Raw genomic sequence first — 21,358 nt, forward strand, 5'->3', positions numbered from 1 at the left:
CTCATTTCAACAGAATAATGTGCCTTTTTCTGTTCTATATTAAGTCCCTGAAAGAGCCATTCCATCTGCTGTAATGTAATCTCTTTTACTTCCGACGGGCTCTTGGGCCATTGAAACTTCATTCCTTCCAAAAGCTTCTTGCTGGCAAGGATAAACCCATTTTTATCATATCTCAAAACTTTAATAGCTGTTTTTCTTTTATTGCAGAAGATGAAAGCGCAGCTGTCTGAAAATGGATCGAGTTTAAACTGTAGATTCACAATCGCCACCAATCCATCAATCTGCTTCCGAAAATCTGTGGAATTACAGGCTATGTAGATATGTTCAGCTCCCTGGGTAAATCCGCCTAACATATTGAACGCAGTGCTTTTAACACTGTTGCTAGCAACTGAAGATCAGTCTTTTCGTGTATATCCAATACAAAATTGTCATACCGTATTGTGATGGAAGCAGAACCCGGATGCCTTATCACTTCTTCTGGAATTTTCATTTCTGCCCAGCATATATCTGTTGCTGAGTTCTTTTGCTTATTGAGTCTTGTAAGCCAATATTTGTAGGTTGACAATTTTATATTATTTTTTTCACACCATTGCCTAGCAGATAAGCCACTGGCTTTACAATCTAAAATTGTCTGCTTCCATATTGTCTCGGATTTTCTTTGTGCCATTTTAAAATGCCTCCTGACTTCATGAGTTTTATATCAGAAAGCATAACAGAAGTAGTTGTTAATTACACTACGGTATGTTTTGAAGCACTTACAGAATATTTAATATTTACAAAAAAACAGCAAACTATATTTTCGGGTATAGTTGTATTAAGTGGAGGTAAAGTATATGCCAGATTTGTTAGAAATTACTCATGAGGATATTGAAAGACTAAATGATATACAACTAACAAAACTCTTATTGCGGTTGTTGCATTTAGAAGCAGATAAATTTAACATTCCTTCTTCTTGTGTGTCTGGTTCACTGGAAATAAATGTCCCTGACGGAGGGGAAGATGCAAGGATTAAGTGGGAGAGTGGTATTACTTCAACAAATTGGCTTCCTGGTCGCTTTACATTATTTCAATGTAAAGCGACCAGTATTGCACGGAAAGATTGCAAAAAAGAAATATGTATAGACGATGGACAAACTGTGAGTTTAAAACCAATGGTAGAAGAGGTTCTAGAAAATGAAGGTAGTTATGTTTTATTCTATAATTACTCATGTAATACAAGGATGGAACAAGATAGAATTGCTGGCTTTAGAGAAGGTATAAGAAGTGCTGGAAAGTCATATGCGGACAGTGCCAGTATTAGGATATATGATTCAAACAAGCTGGCAATTTGGGTTAATCAGTACATTCCTGCAATAATTGAAGTGCGTGAATTTGTTGGAAGGAATATTCCTGTTGGAATACAAACATGGTCGCAATGGGAAAGGTACAAAGAAAACTTATTGGAATATGAGGTTGATGATGTGCTAAAGTCTCATATTGATCAATTAAGGCGTCATTTTGCTGCACCAAGAAGAGTGGCACGAATTGTTGGATTATCAGGTCTAGGTAAGACAAGACTGGCTCTCGAGACATTTCGCCCTCCTCAAAACAGCCAAGAGGATCGATATCAATATATTATAAGTAGTCAAGTAGTATATATAGATGCATCAAGTACTAATCAATGTTTATCTGGAATAATAACTAATTGGAGAAATCAAAAGTTAAAAGGAATAATTGTTATTGATAACTGTGAACTTGAATTACATAAAAAATTAGTAAGAGAAGTTGAACATCCTGAAAGTTTATTAAGTATACTTACTCTTGATTATACTCCTGAAAGATTACAAGCTGACTATCCTATAATAGAACTAAAACCGGCATCGGATGAGGTAATAAGAAAATTAATTACGCAAGCATATCAAGGTCTTCCAAGTGAAGATATTAGCAGAATTGTAGAATTTGCACAAGGTTTTCCTCTTATGGCGGTTTTAATTGCAAATGCACGTTTAAATGAACAAACAAGCATAGGAAACCTAGAAGACGATGAGCTAGCTCGAAAGTTACTTTGGGGCAGAAATAGAGAAGATGAAGATTCATTAAAAGTAATAGAAGCTTGTGCAATTTTTGAACATATAGGTTTTTATGATGAGGTGAGTGAACAACGCAAGTTTGTAGCAGAAAAAGTATGTAGAATGGATAGTGATAAGTTTTATGAAATTGCCCAAAAATTTATTTTAAATGGTATTTTGGATAAAAGAGGAAGGTATGTACGTGTAATACCAAGGCCTTTAGCTATTAGATTAGCTGCCAATTGGTGGAAAAAGTGTTCACCTGAGCGTGCAAAACAACTTGTTCTTGAAGATATGCCTAGCGGTATGTCTGAGGCTTTATGTGATCAAATGTCTAAGTTACATTTTCTTAAAGAAGCCCAAGAACTAACTAAAGAGCTTTGCGGAGAAAGAGCCCCTTTTGGCCAAGCGGAAGTACTCAATTCAGAAGAGGGTTCCAGACTCTTCCGCTCCCTTGTAGATGTGGATCCTCAAACAACAGTTAATGCACTTACAAATGCTTTTAAAGGTTCATCAATAGAAGATTTGTTAAAAGTAGGTCCTGGTAGACGCAATTTAGTATGGGCTCTTGAAAAACTATGTTTTTGGCAAGATACTTTTATTAGTGCAGCACGCTTTTTACTTGATCTTGCAGTTGCTGAAAATGAGACCTGGGGAAATAATGCTACCAACCAGTTCTTGCAACTATTCCATGTGTTTCTATCAGGAACGCAAGCACCTCCTATTATGAGAATTGAAATTATTGAGTACGCATTAAATATAGGCAAATTAGAATATCGCACTATTGCGGTAGAAGCTTTAGGACATGTTATTAGAGGTCATCATTTTAGCAGAATGGTTGGTGCTGAAATCCAGGGAAGCAGGGCTCCCCAAGATGAATGGAAACCTAATACATGGGAAGAGGTGTTTGATTATTGGAGAAAAGGACTAGATTATCTAACCCAAATTGCAACTGGTAGTGATGAACTAGCAAATCTAGCTCAGGTAGAAATTGCGGAAGGAATAAGAAGCCTTGTTCAATATGGGTTGATTGATGAGCTTGACCATTCACTAAAACTTGTCGGTGATAAACTTAATTATTTATGGCCAGGAGCACTTGAAGCTATTCAAGATGTTATTGAGTACGATGGACCCAAAATTCCTGAAATAGGACAAAAGCGTTTAATGGAATGGCTAGAACTATTTAAACCAAGAACTTTTGCTGACAAATTAAAGTTGGTTATTAGTATTCCATCATGGGATAACGTCAAAGATGAAAATGGAAAATATATTGACATTTCTGAAATTGAAGCTATTGAATTTGCTAAAGCGTGTATTCAGAAAATGCCAGAATTATATGAACATATAAATATAGTATTTAGTGGTGAACAAAGAAAAGGATATATTTTCGGTTATACTATAGGTCAACTAATAGAAAATCATAGGATTTTTATTGATAAATGTTTATGTGCATTAAAAGAAGTAACTAATCCTAACGCTATTGTTTTAGCAGGATATTTGTTTTCAATAAAAGATAAGTATCAAACTATTGTATTTGAGACATTAGAAAGGATTGCACAAGACGATGAATTACTTATTCATTTAATTGATGTAACTACGCTTATTAAACCGGAAAAAAGAGATTTAGAAAGGCTGTTACTTTTAGTTGATAACGAGAAAATTCACATAAAATATCTACGTTCCTTTTCGTATGGGAGAGTATTGTCTCATTTATCCCTGCAAGTTGTTATTTGGTTTTCTGATAATATATTAAAATATGGGCCAGAAGGTTATCTAGTTGCCCTAAGTATATTGTATATGTATTGTTATAATGAGGAACAAAAATACACATTATGTACCGATCAACTAAAGAAAATAGTAAGTGCACCAGGCTTAATAAGCCATTTGCATTCTTATTCAAATATGGATAGTCATCAATGGGGAACAACTGTATTAAAGCTTCTAGGAAATTCAGAACATGATATCATATTTGCAAAAAACATTGCAAACAACATAATTGAAGCATGTGTATCAAGAAATTATGAATACACTTTGAATCATGACATAAAACCAATAATAGCGATGCTATTAACAAATTATAGAAATGATATATGGAAAATATTTAGTGACGCTTTATTAACTGAAGATCCAATAATGAGGATTCATATAACATCTTTATTTGGTGTAGATACTGACTTCAAAGGCAATTATCAAGGTGTTATGCATATATTATCAAATGAATTTTTAATGAATTGGTGTGACGAAAATGTGGACAAAGCCCCACAAATAATTTGTATGTTAATACCGATTATAATTAAAAATGGTGATGGAAATAGTTTTCACCCTGTGATACAGTATCTAATAGATAAATATGGAAATAACGAAAACGTTTTGATAAACATATATAGAAACTTGGGGCCTTCTTCGTGGTCAGGTTCAGTCATTCCTTTTTATGAACAACAAATTAATGTATTAAATGAGCTAATAACGCATACTAATTTAAAGGTACGGGATTGGGCAAAAAGAATTATAGGGGATCTAAGGGTAAGCATTGAAAAGGAAAGGCAAAAAGAAGATGAGGAAAGTATTGGTATATATTGATACTTTGATAAATACTTTAAAAACCTTTATGACGGATTTTGTGCCCGTGGATATCCTTTTTTTAAGTGAGCACAATAACCAGTTAATGAATAATTTGATTAAAGACCTTGAATTTGAACAACAAAAGAAGACTACTTGATGAGGTAATGAAATGGCTGGGATAATACTGTTGTCAGGAATCGTAGGCTTGGACACCAATCTTGTGGATAGAATCTGGAACGGATTTGTAGCTCAACATGAGACAGTCGCTACAGCAGTATATTAACCATTATATATTGGTGGAATGAACTTTATTTCGGTGGCCGATCTTGATACAGTGTTTTACAAAGCTTTTGATCGAGAGGTAAAGCGTGAATATTGGATGTCAATAAAGGAAATGGCGTTTTCTAGGCATAAAGATCTATGCTTGAGTTGCTGGGAATGATTCACAAAGATCCCCGATAAGGGGAAGCATTGGGCTAAAACAGGATAAACATACATAACGGTCAAGTATTTGTTTTTGAATCTGTAGCCTACTGAATTATTTTGCTTTGTAAATTGCATAGAGAAATAATTGGTGAAGATTTTTAAATTTAAATAACTGAAGGAGATAGTCCATAATTTTACCTCTAATAAAAGTAATTTCTTCGTAAAACCTTATATCTTTTTCCATTTGCTAATTCAGTTTTTCAACCTTGTTTTACCAATAATAATACAGCTTTACTACACTGTAGAACATCTTAGGAAGCAATTTTTCTGCACATTAATTCTAGGCAGTTTCAAAATAGCGTATCAAATATTTCTGCAAACCAATTTTTCTCTTCACAAAAGCACCCTCTAATACCAATGAAAAGAGGAACTTTTATGAATGCTGTTATAACAGATAATTCAAACGCTGAATATGCTATTTCTTCCAAAATCAATACTTTTTTTGCTGAGTTTTCAATCAGCAAGCTTTTGAAGAAGTCCAACTTCTATAAAGAAGGCGGTATACAGTGTGTTGTAGTACTTGAGGAAATATTTGGATTAGTTTTCTCCGGAAAGAACTTGTTCCGTACCTTGAAAATGAATCCCTGCGATCTTTCCTTTAAGAAAAATACTGCATATCGATTCCTTAACTCCAGTACCTATAATTGGAGTAGACTACTATTGCTGCTGACTACACACATAATCGAAGTTATTAATCGGTTAACCTCTGAAGATAGAGCAACAGTACTCATTGTGGATGATTCTTTGTATGACCGAAGTCGTAGCAAAAAAGTTGAACTTCTATCACGAGTATTTGACCACACATCTCGTAAATTCATTAAAGGTTTTAAAATGCTCACCATTGGCTGGTCAGACGGAACTACATTTCTCCCTGTTGCCTTTTCCCTTTTGAGTTCAAGGCAAGAGAAAAAAATATTGTGTCCTGCTGATACCAAAGTGGATAAGCGCTCTGCTGGTTATAAAAAGAGGATTGAGGCAACCACAAAATCTACCGAAACACTACTCAATCTTCTGAATTCCGTAAAAGGATTACCAGCAAAGTATCTCCTGTTTGACAGTTGGTTTGCCTTCCCCAAATTGATTGCAGAGGTTGTAAAACGTAATCTTGATGTCATTTGCATGTTAAAACGTAGCTCAAAGATACACTATCTCTACCAAGGTGAATGGATGAACCTTAATTGCTATTCCAGCAGGTTATTGTGTTGAAGTATATCAACACGATAATTTTGAAGGCAACGTCTGGACATTTTCTAACAGTGTTTCTAATTTGAATGATTATGGATGCAATGATACCATTTCTTCGATAGTAGTTTATTATGGAGGATCTGCAAAAGATGGGGTTACATTCTACACAGATACAAACTACATTAAAAATCCTGTCGTTCTAGATGTAGGTAAATATACAGTAGATCAGCTTATAGCAGCAGGGATAAAAAATGATGATATTTCTTCAATTGCACTTACCCCAGGTTATTTCGTTACAGTATATGAACATAACAACTGGGAAGGAAATAGCAGATTTTTTATGATAAGTGAATACAACTTGGATAGAATTGGATGGAATGATACTATATCTTCGGTTGAAATTACAAAGTATGGAATGTAAAATCCTTATAAAAAAACAGATTTAAAAAATTAACGGTGAGATCCCTTATTTAGTTTTTTTATGCTAACACCATAATATTACGGATTAGGGTTCTCACCTTATGTTATATGCTTGTCGATCAGACTAGTATATAGGTGAGTTTGAGTACTTGTTAACAATTCTTATTCGGATTGTATTTGCTTTCCCATCCTATGAAATGCCGAAATTTGCTTCCAACCTGGAGGGAGTGCTGGTTTAATCCCAGCCTCTGGTTTAAAATTCAAAGACCACATAATAAATGGCTGTGACTTATAGTACACCAGTAATCTATTGGAGGAAATTGACATTATACCATCTTGCCCTTTTTATTGCTAGGATAAACAAAGAAATTAGGGTTTAAAAGCCACTACATAGATTCTTAAAAATGGCTTTGCCAGCCCTTCGAAAAATGGGAAAGAATTTGTTTGCCCGGGATTCCACTTAGTGAGCAGCTTCATAGAAACATTTATCCACTAACTTGAATCAGGCGTATATTATTCGGAAAAAGTATCCGATAAACTTCTTATCAAGAAACTATAAGATGAGTTGATACCGTGGAACCAAAAAACAATTCTTCAAGAAACTCGTTTTCAAATTCAACAGTTTTAATTTTAAAACCATATACACCGAATTTTTCTATTTCTATAGATAAGGGGAAATCTCCCCACTTCTTTTCTTGAAGTTCATCTGTTATAACAGCAGTAATTCCAACTCTTTGAATACTATTTGTAAACTTGTCATCTCCATGTCCATATGTTGTTATTGTAAATTTCCTATTATCTTGAAACATCTTTATTATATTTTTTCTCAATTCCTTATAACTTCCGCTTTTATTAGCACAAATAATTACTGTATTTTGATCAAAATATTTATCGACTACACTAATGTCGCCTGTTTTCAACACTTCTGAAAATCCTGTTGCATATTTTGTATCTACCGTCTTTTGTACAATATACAAGTATATAGTGATACAACTCAATATAAAAACACTTGCAATAATTATAATAATTTTACGCTTTTTCATTAATTCGCCTCCTCATTTTGGAACGAATGCTTCTCCAAGACTATCTGAATTCCGCATAATATTTGTTTCATAGCTACGAAGTTAAATACCTAGCGATGTACCATTGTATCAAACTTTTATATCTTCTTCAAAGGTTTTTGTATCTAAATTCCTGTACTATAAATTGCAAGTTAAAGTGACGGTAAAATTTTGGTAAACTTGTATAATGCAAACTATTGGCACTATTGTTCGGGATGTCAAGGGCGAGCATAGCTCGTTCATCGTAGGCAAAGCCGGAGACCCTTTACATCCATTGCACTATCATCCTTTTGTTCCCGGTCTGTTATGACAGACCGGCTGCCTTCTGGCGAGGACAGGGCTTGGGACAGAGTCCCAAGGTTTTAACTTGCAGCCATATCAATTGCAGACTTATATGCTAATATTCGTCTTGGATAGTTATTTATCCATGTTTCTATCCATTTTATCGTCTTTTTACTTATTCTCCCTATATCTGTTCCTTTTGGTATAAATCGGCGTATTAGCTTGTTTGTATTTTCGTTTGTGCCTCTTTCCCAGGAGCTATATGGATGTGCATAATATAGTTTCACCCTTTTATCTTTTCCAGCCCTCACAGACCGTTCTATGCCTTCATAATCAAGAAATTCACTACCATTATCCACTGTTATTGTTTTGAATTTATCCTTAAATGATTTACCATATTTCTTCTCCAAACAATCTAGTGCTGCTACTACTGATTCTTGTGTCTTTGATGGCATTTTGATTATTATTTCCTCGCGTATACTTCTCTCACTTAAAACCAGTAATACTGCACCTTTCCCTTCACGTTTTCCAACAACACAGTCCATTTCCCAATGTCCATATTCCTCGCGCTTATCAATCTCTGTAGGCCTTTTCTTCAATGCTTGTTCCTTTAAGATTTTTATGCGGTATCTTTATTTTCTTATAGTCTCTCTTTTTGCCAGCTTTTTTCACTGGAAGATCTATATTTGTAAGGTTTAAGAACACATCTCCTCGATCTATATAGTTATATACTGTCTTTGTACATATTTGGGTCTCAAACTCTAAGCCTTTCGCTTCTATCTCTCCTATCACTGCATCTGGGGAATACTTTTCTTTTACAATCTTTTTTTCTATGTGTTTGACTAATTTGTGGTCTTTACCTATCTTTAATCCAGGTCCTTTGTTCCTTGCATTCTCATAATATATTCGTTGCCCTACATCTGCACAATATTCTTCTCTGTAAGTCAAATCAGAGTTCACAAGCTTTATCTTTCCCCTCGATATTTCTCTTTCTATTGTTCTGATACCTCTTTGCATGCGCTGTGCTATTTCATAAGGTTTTAATCCCTCTTTTAACAATATTTCAATACTATATCTTTCTCTTGCTTTTAGGTGTTTATATTTTTTTGTTTTTGCGGTATTATTAATCTGGCTCATGGTTTTCTCCTTTGTTTGTTTTTCGTGGTTGCTAAACATTATACAATGGATTTTACCATGAGTCTCAATTTTTTGCTTCTTCCGTCACTTTATTTTACAACTTACCCTAAATTCCTGTACCTGTTTTATACTTCGCAATTTTCCAAATGATATTTACCAGTTAACATTTAAATCAATATCTATTATATCAAATGTACAAAAACAAACATAAGTTCAGTTTTTTGTTCTCTCTTTTACTTTATAGTTATAATAAACAAGTTGAATTTATATAAAAAGGAAGCAGTTGCACTTTAAGTAGTCCAACTGCTTCCTTGGTATAGTTCTTAAATTTTCAGATCATCCACCGGTAATTATGAGCCCAATAGTTTTTTTCGCATTAGTGTATAATCAGCTGAATCGACTTTAGAATCATCGTTCATATCTCCTGCTTCCATTCCATTAATTGAAGGGAAACTAGAAATTATGTGCAGTAAGTATCTCCGCATTAGTGTATAATCCCCCGAATCAAAAACTTTATCGCCATTAACGTCACCAAGAACAAACCCTTTTGGATCATACATTACATACAATTTAGGATCAGCTGGCTCTACCACATTATAATTGTAAACAAATAGCATTTTATCTTCAATAGCTCCAATATCTAAACAATTATATTCTACGCCCGGTAAAATATAGTCCTTTTTGGTCCAACTATCCTGAGCAGGATCAAATTCAAGCATATATGAATCAAATTCCCCTGTACGGGATTTAGTTGAATACCTGTCTTTTACAGAAAAATAGATTTTATTATCTATAGATACGGGAGTAGTATTGGTAAGTAAATAAGGCGTACCATTCGTTCTCTCAATCCATGAATCATTGGATGGGTCATATTCCCATAATGAATTTAGATAGTTGTAACTTTTGTTTGCATAAGTACAGCCACCAAATACATAAACTTTGTTGTTAGCTGATGCTAATTCATAGTTATTCAAGCATGTTGTTGCGAAAGGTCCTGTATAATCTTTTTTAGGTGTAAACACATTTAAATCAGGGTTATATTCAACTAGTGATGATTGGGACATAAAGTATATTTTGCCAGCAGCAGCAGTACAACTCTCGAAACTGCCCATTAAGCTTGTTGCATTATTACGGCTCCATATACCATTTTCGGAGTTATACTCATTTACAGCAACTTTATTAGTACCATCTTCATATACTTTACCAACAGCATATAATTTATTATTAATCACAAATGCTTTTGGATCTTCAAGCTCGTCAGCTAAAGTTCCATTTGTCCATGTATTGGTCTGTAAATTCAACATATCAACTTGGTTTGTAAACTCAGGCGCTTGATTTCCATAAACTAATCCGCCGATAACAAATAAATTATCGTTAAACGATGTATATGCTGCATATGGTCTACCCTGTGTCATACTCTTATAAATACTCCAAGGTGCTGTTTGTGAAGCCTGTCTGGTGTATGGAATAGATATTTGAGCTGAACCTCCATCAACGTATAGGGGGAACGATTGTTCACTTGGTAATATTTCCTTACCTGCTACATTGTCAATTAATTTAAAGCCGGATATTTTACCTTTTACTCCATCGCCTTTGCTGTCAGTCACAATAAGATGCCATATAAGATTTTTATCTAAAGTTTTTATATCAATAAAGTCTGTAAGATCCAAATCAATTGTTGCATCACATGTAGTACTGCTGGAACCATCAAAAGCACAATCACCTACAAAAGTTTTATCTTCCTTGACAAAAGTTATATTTGAATCATTTGTAGTAGAGTAACCAAGTTTAATGCTTAATTGACTTTTTTGGCTATGGTTTAAAGTAAATTCTGCCATTAGTTTAGGGGTATAATTTTCTTTAGTTGTACACCATAATACTTGATTTTCCCAAAAAGCAGGTACTCTGTTGGAATTATTAATACCGGGTATAGGTGATACTTTATTTAGAGCGTCATATGCTATCCAGAGATAGCCGCCATCAACACTTGTTCCACCTGAATTTGCAATTTTGAAGGCACCTTTTTCTCCATCATCTTTAATATTATCCATATTTATATCAAACCATTTAGTATCATCATAACCCACAATAGTTGCTATATGACCTGTATTTGAGTTGCCTTGGCACTTATAATTTATGGGACCTGTGTATGTTCCGGTTTGTACCAAACCATTGGGATCAAACTTAAAAGTAAGTACATATCCATTGGTTAGTAATTTTTTTATTGGAATTAAATCGGGATCATTCTCATTTGAAATAGGAGTATCTGTTCCGTCGCTAAAATCCAAAAAACCATATTTATCAACTTTGTAATTCATAGACTTCTTCCAAAGGTCAGAAGTTGTGGGCAGTTCGTAGGTAAAGTTTGGATCTGTTTCATACCCTTCATATGGGAAATCGCTCCATGGCAGTGCACCTTGACTTTTCATAAACGCTAATGCTGTAGAAGCATCACTTCCTTCAGTGGCACCTCTACTTCCACTTATCATATTATAAGTTAATTTAGGCGAAAATATTTTTGTATAATCGCAAGTATCTTTTACATTCCACCCCTTTTGCATAGCATACATATGTGTAAACTGATAGTATGTTGTAGCAAATGAAGCACATGTGCCAATTCCTTGATTTCCAATAGGAGGGAATGCATCTAATTCGCTGTTGTCTACTATGCTTGGAAGTATTTGTGATTGAACTCCATCACTGGAGGCATTACTGATTTCCTGGCCAAAAGGCACACTTAAGCTCGTACTAAGCGGAGGAAGATTTGCATTTTGCCTCGCTGCATTTACTCTTTCAAGTCCAAGTGAATTAAATTTGATTCCATCCGAATATGGCTGTTCAGATGCAAATCCTGTTATACCTGCTGATGATAACACTACTGCTGAACTGCACAATCCAAGAAGTACTTTTTTAACATAGCGTTTACCCTTTTTCATAATAATATCTCCTCTCAAAAAGATTAATTTGATTGCTAAACTTCATACTTAAAAATGAGCACATTCAATCTGCTTTCATTTTCTGTAGGTTATCATAAGACACGTTTTAAAACTTAAAATTAAATTTAATTTTAAGTTAAATATGTCGTTTAAATCCTTTTATTGCTGAGTTTGCGGTTTTTAAAAATAATTTATTTTTAAAATAAAGAGTTTCCACCGAATTGTTTATCGTTTTGTCATTTTTATGAAGTTATATTGACAAAAGTATTTATTTGGTATATAGTTTTCTTAAACAGGAACACTAAGTGCGGAGGGAAAATATGGACATAACAGAACTGCTAACACAATTTAATCTTACAAGACAAGAAGCATCTATATATCAGGTTTTACTTTCAGAAGGAGACTTGAATGGATACGAAGTCGCGAAAATAACAGGTATTTCGCGGTCCAATACATATACATCTTTGGCAGCATTGGTTGAAAAAGGCGGGGCGTTTATTATAGAAGGTTCAACTACCAGGTATACACCTGTTCCGGTTGAAGAGTTTTGCGATAATAAAATAAGAAAGCTTAAGGAAGCGAAACAGGATTTGATTAGGAACATTCCTCAAAAGAGAGAGGATATTGAAGGATATATAACAATTAAGGGACAGAAACATATTCTTGATAAAATGAGAAATATGATATCTGAGGCAAAGGAAAGAGTGTACCTGTCGGTGTCAAAGCAAATTCTAGAGATGCTTTTATCCGAAATAAAGGATGCAATTGGTAAAGGTATCAAGGTCGTTCTGATTACCAATGAACAAGTTTGCCTGGAAGGTGCTACTGTACACTTCATAGAGAAATCAGAACAGCAGATAAGACTTATTGCAGACTCAACAAATGTTTTGACTGGAGATATAGATGACGGAGAATATTCAACATGTTTGTATTCCAAGAAGAAAAACCTTATAGATCTATTGAAAAGCTCGCTTAAAAATGAAATTAAGATAATAGAAATTATGAAGGGAAAGAGCGAATTATGAAAAATACTTTTGTTAGTTTGGAGCAATTGAAGGAAATAGTGAAAGAATATCCAACGCCATTTCACTTATATGACGAAAAAGGGATTCGCGAAAATGCCAGGAAGCTAAAGGAGGCATTTTCATGGAACAAAGGATTTAAAGAATATTTTGCGGTAAAGGCGACGCCAAATCCTTCAATACTAAAGGTTCTGAAAGAGGAAGGCTGTGGTGCTGACTGTTCATCCTTTACAGAACTTTTAATGTCTAAAGCTGTAGGGTTTAGCGGCGATGAAATAATGTTTTCATCAAATGCAACTCCTAAAGAGGATTTTATGCTTGCTAGAGAGCTAAACTCTACAATTAATCTTGATGATTTTACACATATTGATTTTCTTGAAAAGGTAGCAGGCATTCCTGAAACAATCAGTTGCCGCTTTAATCCTGGTGGGGACTTTGTTATCGATAATCAAATAATGGATACTCCTAAGGATGCTAAATATGGTTTTACGCGTGAACAGATGACGGAAGGCTACAAGAAATTAATAAGTAAAGGTGTCAAGCATTTTGGGATGCATGCCTTTTTGGCAAGTAATACCGTAGCAAATGAGTATTATCCTGTTCTTGCAAGAACACTTTTTAAGACAGCAGTAGAGCTTAAAGAAGAAACAGGTGCACATATTGCATTTATAAACCTTTCGGGAGGTGTTGGAATTCCATATCGTCCAGAACAACAGCCTGTGGACATCCATTCTATAGGTGAAGAAATCAGAAAAGCATTTGAAGAAATCTTAGTTCCGGCTGGAATGGGTGATGTTGCAATATATACAGAGTTGGGAAGGTTTATGCTTGGACCTTATGGTTGCTTAGTGTCAACAGCTATTCACGAAAAGCATATACATAAGGAATATATAGGACTTGACGCATGCGCAGCAAACCTTATGCGTCCGGCTATGTATGGGGCATACCATCACATTACTGTGATGGGGAAAGAAAATAGGCCTTGTGATCATAAGTATGACATAACCGGAGGCTTGTGTGAGAATAACGATAAGTTTGCGATTGACCGTATGCTGCCTAAAATTGATATTGGGGATTTGATTGTTTTACATGATACAGGCGCACATGGTTTTGCGATGGGCTACAATTATAATGGAAAACTGCGGTCGGCAGAATTACTCCTGAGGGAAGATGGAGGGGTTGAACTAATCCGTCGTGCAGAGACGCCGGCTGACTATTTTGCAACGTTGAACTTTAATGGACAATTTAATGAAGTCCTAAAATTATAAGTTGAAAGGGTGACCGGTATGGACTATATAGCAAATAAGATATCTGAAAGGCTTGGAGGATTGAGCTTTGGCAAGGATACAGGGACCTATAAATTTGCAGTAATTAAAGAAGCTAAAGCAAAGGCCCGGAGGCTTAACCCTGATATTGCATTAATCGATATGGGGGTTGGCGAACCGGATATGCCTGCAAATCCAGGAGTGGTTGAGGTGTTATCCAAAGAAGCCGGGAAGGCAGAAAACAGGTTCTATTCCGATAATGGAATCCAGGAGTTTTATGAGGCTGCTGCTGTGTATTTACAAAAGGTTTATGGTGTAAATCACATCGATCCGGCAAAAAATATATTGCATGGAATTGGATCAAAGCCTATTCTGGCTTTGTTGCCATCTTGTTTTATAAATCATGGAGATGTGACTCTCGCAACTGTACCAGGTTATCCGGTTATTGCTACATGGACAAAATACCTTGGTGGTGAGGTTTATAACCTTCCACTAAGAGAAGAGAATAGTTTTTATCCTGATCTTGATATGATTCCAACAGATGTACTGTCAAAGGCAAAACTGTTATATATCAATTATCCCAATAATCCGACAGGTCAGGTAGCTACAAAAGAGTTTTACAAAAAGGTCATTGATTTTGCATATAGGCATCAAATAATCGTTGTTGCAGATACAGCTTATGGAGCATTAACTTACGATGGAGAAAAGCCTTTGAGTTTCTTATCGGTTGAAGGCGCGATGAATGTAGGTGTTGAGATTCATTCCCTTTCCAAAGCCTTTAATATGACCGGGTGGAGAATGGCTTTTGTGGCTGGAAACAGTAAAGTTATAAGTGCCTATGGAACTGTTAAGGATAATACTGATTCAGGGCAGTTCAGGGCAATTCAGAAAGCAGGAATATACGCTATGAACCATCCTGAACTTACAGAAGAAACTTGCAGGAAATATTCCAGGAGGTTTGACTTATTGGTAGATGCTTTAAATGATTTAGGGTTTGATGCAAAGAAGCCAAAGGGAACGTTCTATTGCTATGTTAAATGCCCAAAAGGTGCCGGAAATGGCGTTGTATTTGAAACTGCCGGTAAGGTTGCAAAGTATCTGATTGAAAAGGCTTTAGTTTCAGTAGTTCCGTGGGATGATGCGGGTGCGTATTTAAGGTTTTCTGTGACATTTGAAGCCAAAGATGAAAAAGAAGAGAAGGATATAATAGGTGAGATGAAGAAGAGGCTTGGAGCTTTAGAGTTGGTTTTCTGATAGTAAGCGATTTAACACCATATCCAGTCTAAAAACAGCTCTGTAGGTCAAATGTTTGGAGCTATTTCTGATATGCTATTTATGAACGGTTATTGCATAAAATCGGTATATGGAATTGAATGCCATGTACCGATTTTATCATAATTAAAAACATATAAGCTATTTAGTCATCATAAAATATATTATCCAGCGAGCTGTTATAACTACTGAAAAAGGAGTCGTTAAGAGTTATTTGATCAGCGCTGAATTCATAGATTGATATGAGGGAATCTCCAAAGGCTAAACTTGGTCCACCGAATACAACCATACGTGTTATAAGTTCATCTTCACTATCTTTGTCATAATCATAAAATGTATACTGAGGTATTATGCGGGATTCAAAACATATATCCTTCCAACTAAAGGATTCATTATTGTTTTTACAATCATTAATATAACTTTGTAATGCCACCTTTTGTTCTTGGTTTAGAATAATTTTGTTATCATTGCTGCGGCCGTCTATGTTAACTGTCAGAGTATTGCTTTTGTAATCTTTTACAGTGATTTCTTTATGTAGTTCACTATCGGATGACCAGATTTTCTTTAATTCTTCATTTTTATAATTATAATATGAAAGCCACGAAGTAGATCCGTATTTATTTGTGAATTCATAAGTTATGCCTACTAAAAACCCATATTGTTTTTTTACTGAATCTTCTTTAATTAGGAGATTAAAGGTATACTGATTGGATGGAACAATACTCGATATTGCATTTTGGTCTACTCCAAGCATTACTGGTACATCATTATTTTTTACCTTAAGTCTTATATCTCCATCATAATACAATTGAACATCATCACACTCTCCATCGGCATCTAAGTCCATAGAGCTGTGTTGTTGAAGTAGGTTCTTTTCAAAAGAGCAGTAAAGAGTTTTGCCATTCACTTCTTTTAAAAGGCACCTGTCAAAGTAGTTTGTCCAAGAATCGATGCCATACACTTTGTTATCTTTATCAAACCAGAACTGACCATCTTTGGTATTAAGACAAATATCCTTATATCCATCAAAACATAGTTTAAGGTCATAAGTATTGCCAACAGTGCTTTCTGGGCCTATTGCTGCATTTCTTTTGAGCATTTCAATAACCCTTGACGTAAAATACTGAGTTGTACCATAACTCCCGCCATTTAGCCACTTGACTTTAAGGATTGGATTTTCGCTTGCCAGCAAATCCTTAATACTACTCTTTAGGTTAATATCATCTTGTAATTCAGTTTGCATTGAGGGTGTAGACTTATTGCTTGTAACACTTTGGCTTTCGCAGCTTACCATTATAGTCAGAACTATATAAACACAAATTAAGAGAATTAACTTTTTCATGACTTATACTTTGCTCCTTTATTTACTTATACAAATCTAGAAAGTTTACTTCCTTTACATCAATCCGGTACATAGATATAGTTCGTAATAGAAGCGGCTGGCTGGAGATAAACTAATAAGAATTTGCCTCTAAAATTGTACTATATTTACACCTATCATACAACCAGAAATGTTACAAAAATCCACAGAAAGCATAAATTGATATGATTCTATATGCAATAGCAAATTAATTTGAGCGCATTTTACTAAATTATTTGACATGCTAAATAGGTTCTACTGTGGTGATGCTAACCTGACTGCAATAGGCAAAGTGAAAATAAATGCTTTGGGAAAGTTGAGTTAATGAGTAGTGATTTTGATTGAATAGTAGATATGATTATGATACTATAAATTAATAAAAGGGGAAACAAGAGATATTAAGGGGTATTAAGGGGTATAATAATGAAAAGAGGTATCTATTATAATTACATAAGTGAAAAATTGATGGTATTAATGTACAACATAAAACAGAATGGAAAATTAAATCTAAATGACTTAAATATACATGTAGAGAGCCTTTTTACGTACTTACTCAACGTGATTTTTAACTATGAATTGATTAATATGAATTCTGTACAGCAGAATGTTGAATCTATTGATTTAAGAGATGATGTAAATAAGGTAATAGTGCAGGTATCATCAACTAGTACTAAACAAAAAATTGAAAATACCTTAATAAAAGAATCATTACAAGAATACTCCAAATTAAATTACAGGATTAAATTTATGCTTATAACAGATGATGCTGGAAAGTTAAAAGATAAAAAGTTTGATAATAAGCATAATATTTTTTTTGAGCCTGAAGGAGATATTATTGATATTAATGATATCTTAAGAACTATTTTAAATATGACTATAGATAAACAAAAGATTGTTTTTGATTTTATAAAGAAAGAATTGGGAGAAGAATCAGATATTGTGAAAATTGATTCTAATCTTGCTACAATTATAAATATATTAGCTAATGAAAGTTTGGACGAAATTGATAATAAGATTGAACTGCATGAATTCAATATTGATAAAAAGATTGAGTTTAACAACTTAAAAACAGTTAAAGATACTATTAATGATTATAAAGTTTTTTATGGTAGGTTGGACGAAAAATATAGAGAATTCGATAAACAGGGTGTAAATAAGAGTTTATCTGTATTCCAGAAAGTTAAAAATATTTATGTTACTCTAGTGTCAGAACAAAAGTATAATGAAGATCAGGTGTTTTTGAAGGTTATAGAAAGGGTAGTTGAGATTATACAATGTAGTAGAAATTATGTGGAGATTCCATTTGAAGAATTGGAGATGTATGTAAGTATTGTGGTTGTAGATGCTTTTATACGGTGCAAAATTTTTAGAAATCCAGAGGGGTATAGTTATGTTATTACCTGATAATATTAATCCGGAGTTAAGTATATATTACAATGGGGCTATTGTTATTAAGGAACTTAAAAGCAAGCAATCACAAAACATAATGGAATTGTATCAAAGAGTTAAAAAAGTTAATGATATGTCTTTTTCAACATTTGTTCTAAGTTTGGATTGGCTTTATTTGATAGATGTTGCGTTTATAAACAAAGATGGGGAGGTGGAACTGTGTTCTTGAAGAGATTGATAATATCAGGTGCTAAAGGGGTTATAAGAGAAATAAAGTTCCATCAGGGCATAAATCTAATTGTTGATGAGACGCCAACTACAGATGTGCAATTGACAGGAAATAATGTTGGAAAAACGACAGTACTTAAATTGATTGATTTCTGCTTAGGTGCGGATAAAACAACTATTTACACTGATACAGAGAATAAAAAAGAAGAATATATTTTGGTAAAGGATTTTCTAATAAATAATAATGTTTTAGTAACACTATTATTAGGTGAGGGTCTACATATTAATGATACTGGGGATATATTGGTAGAGAGAAACTTTCTAACTGGAAATAAGTCTATTAGAAGAATAAATGGAAAGCAATATGCTGAAAAGGATTTTGAAACTAAATTACTTGAATTGATTATTCCGGAACATAAGGGTGAAGAAAAGCCAACTTTCAGACAAATTATTTCGCATAATATTAGATACAGGGATGAAAATATTAATAACACCTTGAAAACATTAAATCACTTTACGACTGATATAGAGTATGAGACATTGTATTTATTTTTGTTAGGCTGTCCGTTTGATAAAGGTGCACAGAAGCAGGTAATTACAAAGAAAATAAAGCAGGAAAAAGTTTACAAGGAAAGATTGGAAAAAACTCAAACAAAAAATGCTTATGAAATAGCTCTTTCGATGATAGAAGAGGATATAGAAAAATTAAATAAGAAAAAATCAAGTTTAAACATTAATGAAAATTTTGAGAAAGATATACAGGAACTAAATAACATAAAATATGGAATAAACAAAAGTAGTGCTATTGTTAGTAAGTTGGAAATTCGCAAGGATTTAATAATAGAAGCTAAAAAAGAATTGGAAGAGAATGTTTCCAATATAGATATAAATCAACTAAGATTGATTTACAATCAGGCAAAAAGCAATATCGAAGGTATTCAGAAAACTTTTGAAGATATGGTTAGCTATCATAACAATATGCTTCTTGAAAAGATAAGATTTATTGCCCAAGATTTACCTAGATTAGAAGAAGAAATTAATGATAATAAACTCAAGTTAAAAAGTCTATTAATAAAAGAAAAAGAGTTTTCACAAAGGGTTACAAAAGGAGATTCTTTTAAAGAATTTGAACAATTTGTAATAGAATTAAATGAAAAGTATAGAGAAAAAGGGGAGATGGAAAGTATACTTTCTCAAATAAGGGAGGCAGAAGAAAATCTGGATAAGTACCAGGAAGAATTGGATGCAATAGAAGATGACTTGTTTACAGATATATTTGAAGACAAATTAATGAGTCAAATTAAAAAATTCAATCGATATTTTTCTGCCATTTCCGAGGAGTTATATGGGGAAAAATATGCTTTAAAGTATGATAAAACAGTTAAAAAAAGTGGAGAACAAATATTTAAATTCAGTTCTTTTAATGCAAATATGAGTTCAGGGAAAAAGCAAGGTGAAATATTATGTTTTGACTTGGCTTATACGATGTTTGCAGATGAAGAGGGAATATCTTGCCTGCATTTTTTATTAAATGACAAGAAGGAGCTTATGCATGATAATCAGTTATTAAAGGTTTCTGAGTTCATTAAAAACAAAGACATTCAATTGGTTGTATCTATTTTAAAGGATAAGCTTCCAGAAGAGTTAAATTCAAACGAAAACATTGTTTTAAGGTTGTCTCAGTATGAGAAATTATTCAGGATTGAGAGTTAAGGAATAGCTGAAGTTGTTTTTGTATTATTCCTAAGCATATAGAGTGGGGTTTCTAACACTACTGGCTATTCAAATGGTATTAGTATATATTATCGGTACATGGAATTTAATAATCATGTACCGATTTTAGCTAACAAGGGGATTTTTGAATGAATGTTTTATCAGCAGAGAAAATATCAAAAAGCTACAGTGAAAAGATATTGTTTATGAGATATCAGTCAGTATAAATGATGGAGAGAAGCTTGGACTGATAGGTATCAACAGAACAGGAAAATCGTCACTGTCAAAAAAAACCTCTAAAACTCGTCGAAAAGTGGCGAGTTTTTTGTTGAGTAAATTCTTGAAATTTTTTTAATTAACCCCAAATTTTAGTTTATTTTTTTCGTATTATTATTACAATTTAATTTTTATATTATTTTGAAAGGATGATTAGGATGAGAAAGAAAATCAAAGTGTTTCTGCCCGAGTTAAATGTCATGGAACTGCTCAGGTTGCGTGACCGTTTACAGATATGTTAATATCTTTCCGAAGAGAGTTTTAGGAGGGATATGGAAAGAACTTTGAGTTTTTACGTTAAATGCACCACCATTTAACCTCAAAGTTCCAACACACTGTAAAATGATAATAGCATATATTGGCCGAAATGTTAAGGACTATCGTAAAAATTTTTTGTTGTATCTGGAGAAAACAAAGTTCTTCTGCCCTGTATGTGGTAATAATACAGAATTTCATGATCGCTACGACAGACATGTACATATAGATGATAAAATTGAATGGATAGTAATTCAGCGTGTAATATGTGTTGGATGTGGTAAAACTCATGCAATACTTCCGGATTTTATCAGACCCTACAAGCATTACTCTACAGCAGATATTGAGTTCGTACTCCGGGATGTTGAGGAAGGAACTACATATGAACAGGTGGAGGCAACAGCAAGTATCTCAACAGTGAAAAGATGGTTTAAAGAGTTTAAACAACGAGGTTGTCAAGC

At 33.8% G+C, this 21,358-nt stretch carries 17 protein-coding genes and 1 pseudogene; 12 read left to right on the forward strand and 6 right to left on the reverse strand.

Annotated elements, in window-relative coordinates; all coding sequences use genetic code 11:
• Together tnpB and tnpA are read right to left on the reverse strand one after the other, a co-directional pair.
• Window positions 1–353 (reverse strand): IS66 family insertion sequence element accessory protein TnpB (tnpB, locus tag ACECE_RS28520; RefSeq protein ID WP_010251020.1); only part of this gene is annotated, 353 nt, incomplete at its 3' end.
• Window positions 347–667, reverse strand: a complete 321-nt coding sequence (gene tnpA, locus ACECE_RS28525; RefSeq protein WP_010243567.1) for an IS66 family insertion sequence element accessory protein TnpA — start codon at window positions 665–667, stop codon at window positions 347–349. The genes tnpA and tnpB, both read right to left, overlap by 7 nt.
• Window positions 668–688: 21 nt before the next feature.
• Here tnpA and ACECE_RS32710 point away from each other — a divergent pair, with 21 nt between their 5' ends.
• From ACECE_RS32710 to ACECE_RS0221635, 5 genes are all read left to right on the forward strand, one after another.
• Window positions 689–862 (forward strand): hypothetical protein, encoded by a 174-nt coding sequence (locus ACECE_RS32710; protein ID WP_162862618.1) that lies wholly within the window; start codon window positions 689–691, stop codon window positions 860–862.
• Window positions 834–4,628, forward strand: coding sequence for a hypothetical protein (locus tag ACECE_RS0221615; RefSeq protein WP_010251024.1), 3,795 nt, complete (start codon window positions 834–836; stop codon window positions 4,626–4,628). The genes ACECE_RS32710 and ACECE_RS0221615 overlap by 29 nt, the downstream gene beginning before the upstream one ends.
• On the forward strand, window positions 4,603–4,767 hold the full coding sequence (locus ACECE_RS32715) for a hypothetical protein (RefSeq protein WP_205410214.1): 165 nt from the start codon (window positions 4,603–4,605) through the stop codon (window positions 4,765–4,767). The genes ACECE_RS0221615 and ACECE_RS32715 overlap by 26 nt, the downstream gene beginning before the upstream one ends.
• Before the next feature lie 704 nt (window positions 4,768–5,471).
• Window positions 5,472–6,302: an IS4 family transposase gene (locus ACECE_RS28530; RefSeq protein WP_010251026.1), complete on the forward strand. Its 831-nt coding sequence runs from the start codon at window positions 5,472–5,474 to the stop codon at window positions 6,300–6,302.
• Window positions 6,280–6,702, forward strand: a complete 423-nt coding sequence (locus ACECE_RS0221635; protein WP_235716010.1) for a beta/gamma crystallin-related protein — start codon at window positions 6,280–6,282, stop codon at window positions 6,700–6,702. Before ACECE_RS28530 ends, ACECE_RS0221635 begins: the two co-directional genes overlap by 23 nt.
• A gap of 544 nt (window positions 6,703–7,246) precedes the next feature.
• Here the strand turns inward: ACECE_RS0221635 and ACECE_RS0221640 are convergent.
• From ACECE_RS0221640 to ACECE_RS0221650, 3 genes and pseudogenes are all read right to left on the reverse strand, one after another.
• On the reverse strand, window positions 7,247–7,744 hold the full coding sequence (locus ACECE_RS0221640) for a hypothetical protein (protein WP_010251030.1): 498 nt from the start codon (window positions 7,742–7,744) through the stop codon (window positions 7,247–7,249).
• A 380-nt stretch (window positions 7,745–8,124) separates the two neighbouring features.
• Window positions 8,125–9,181: pseudogene (locus ACECE_RS28535) on the reverse strand (IS30 family transposase).
• Window positions 9,182–9,531: 350 nt separating this feature from the next.
• Window positions 9,532–12,117, reverse strand: coding sequence for a dockerin type I domain-containing protein (locus ACECE_RS0221650; protein ID WP_010251032.1), 2,586 nt, complete (start codon window positions 12,115–12,117; stop codon window positions 9,532–9,534).
• Window positions 12,118–12,437: 320 nt separating this feature from the next.
• On the opposite strand from ACECE_RS0221650, the gene ACECE_RS0221655 reads away from it, so the two are divergent.
• Genes ACECE_RS0221655 through ACECE_RS0221665 form a run of 3 tightly spaced genes read left to right on the forward strand, consistent with a single transcriptional unit; the run spans window position 12,438 to window position 15,658 of the window.
• Entirely contained in the window at window positions 12,438–13,142 is a 705-nt protein-coding gene (locus ACECE_RS0221655; protein WP_010251034.1) for a TrmB family transcriptional regulator, read from the forward strand.
• Window positions 13,139–14,407 (forward strand): diaminopimelate decarboxylase, encoded by a 1,269-nt coding sequence (locus ACECE_RS0221660; RefSeq protein ID WP_010251036.1) that lies wholly within the window; start codon window positions 13,139–13,141, stop codon window positions 14,405–14,407. The genes ACECE_RS0221655 and ACECE_RS0221660 overlap by 4 nt, the downstream gene beginning before the upstream one ends.
• Before the next feature lie 18 nt (window positions 14,408–14,425).
• Window positions 14,426–15,658, forward strand: a complete 1,233-nt coding sequence (locus ACECE_RS0221665) for an LL-diaminopimelate aminotransferase (protein WP_010251038.1) — start codon at window positions 14,426–14,428, stop codon at window positions 15,656–15,658.
• 163 nt (window positions 15,659–15,821) lie between these two features.
• Here ACECE_RS0221665 and ACECE_RS0221670 read toward each other — a convergent pair whose 3' ends face one another.
• Complete coding sequence (locus ACECE_RS0221670) at window positions 15,822–17,018, reverse strand: hypothetical protein (protein ID WP_010251040.1); 1,197 nt, start codon at window positions 17,016–17,018, stop codon at window positions 15,822–15,824.
• Between the two features lie 441 nt (window positions 17,019–17,459).
• On the opposite strand from ACECE_RS0221670, the gene ACECE_RS0221675 reads away from it, so the two are divergent.
• The 4 genes from ACECE_RS0221675 to ACECE_RS29770 form a co-directional block, all read left to right on the forward strand.
• Window positions 17,460–18,440 (forward strand): ABC-three component system protein, encoded by a 981-nt coding sequence (locus tag ACECE_RS0221675; RefSeq protein WP_010251041.1) that lies wholly within the window; start codon window positions 17,460–17,462, stop codon window positions 18,438–18,440.
• The gene (locus ACECE_RS0221680; protein WP_010251043.1) at window positions 18,427–18,654 is read left to right on the forward strand and encodes an ABC-three component system middle component 6; all 228 of its coding nucleotides are present in this window, start codon (window positions 18,427–18,429) and stop codon (window positions 18,652–18,654) included. Before ACECE_RS0221675 ends, ACECE_RS0221680 begins: the two co-directional genes overlap by 14 nt.
• Before the next feature lie 95 nt (window positions 18,655–18,749).
• Complete coding sequence (locus ACECE_RS0221685; protein ID WP_235716011.1) at window positions 18,750–20,366, forward strand: DUF2326 domain-containing protein; 1,617 nt, start codon at window positions 18,750–18,752, stop codon at window positions 20,364–20,366.
• A gap of 618 nt (window positions 20,367–20,984) precedes the next feature.
• Window positions 20,985–21,358 (forward strand): DUF6431 domain-containing protein (locus tag ACECE_RS29770; protein ID WP_010251047.1); only part of this gene is annotated, 374 nt, incomplete at its 3' end.

The sequence above is a fragment of the Acetivibrio cellulolyticus CD2 genome (genome assembly GCF_000179595.2).
Lineage (GTDB): Bacteria > Bacillota > Clostridia > Acetivibrionales > Acetivibrionaceae > Acetivibrio > Acetivibrio cellulolyticus.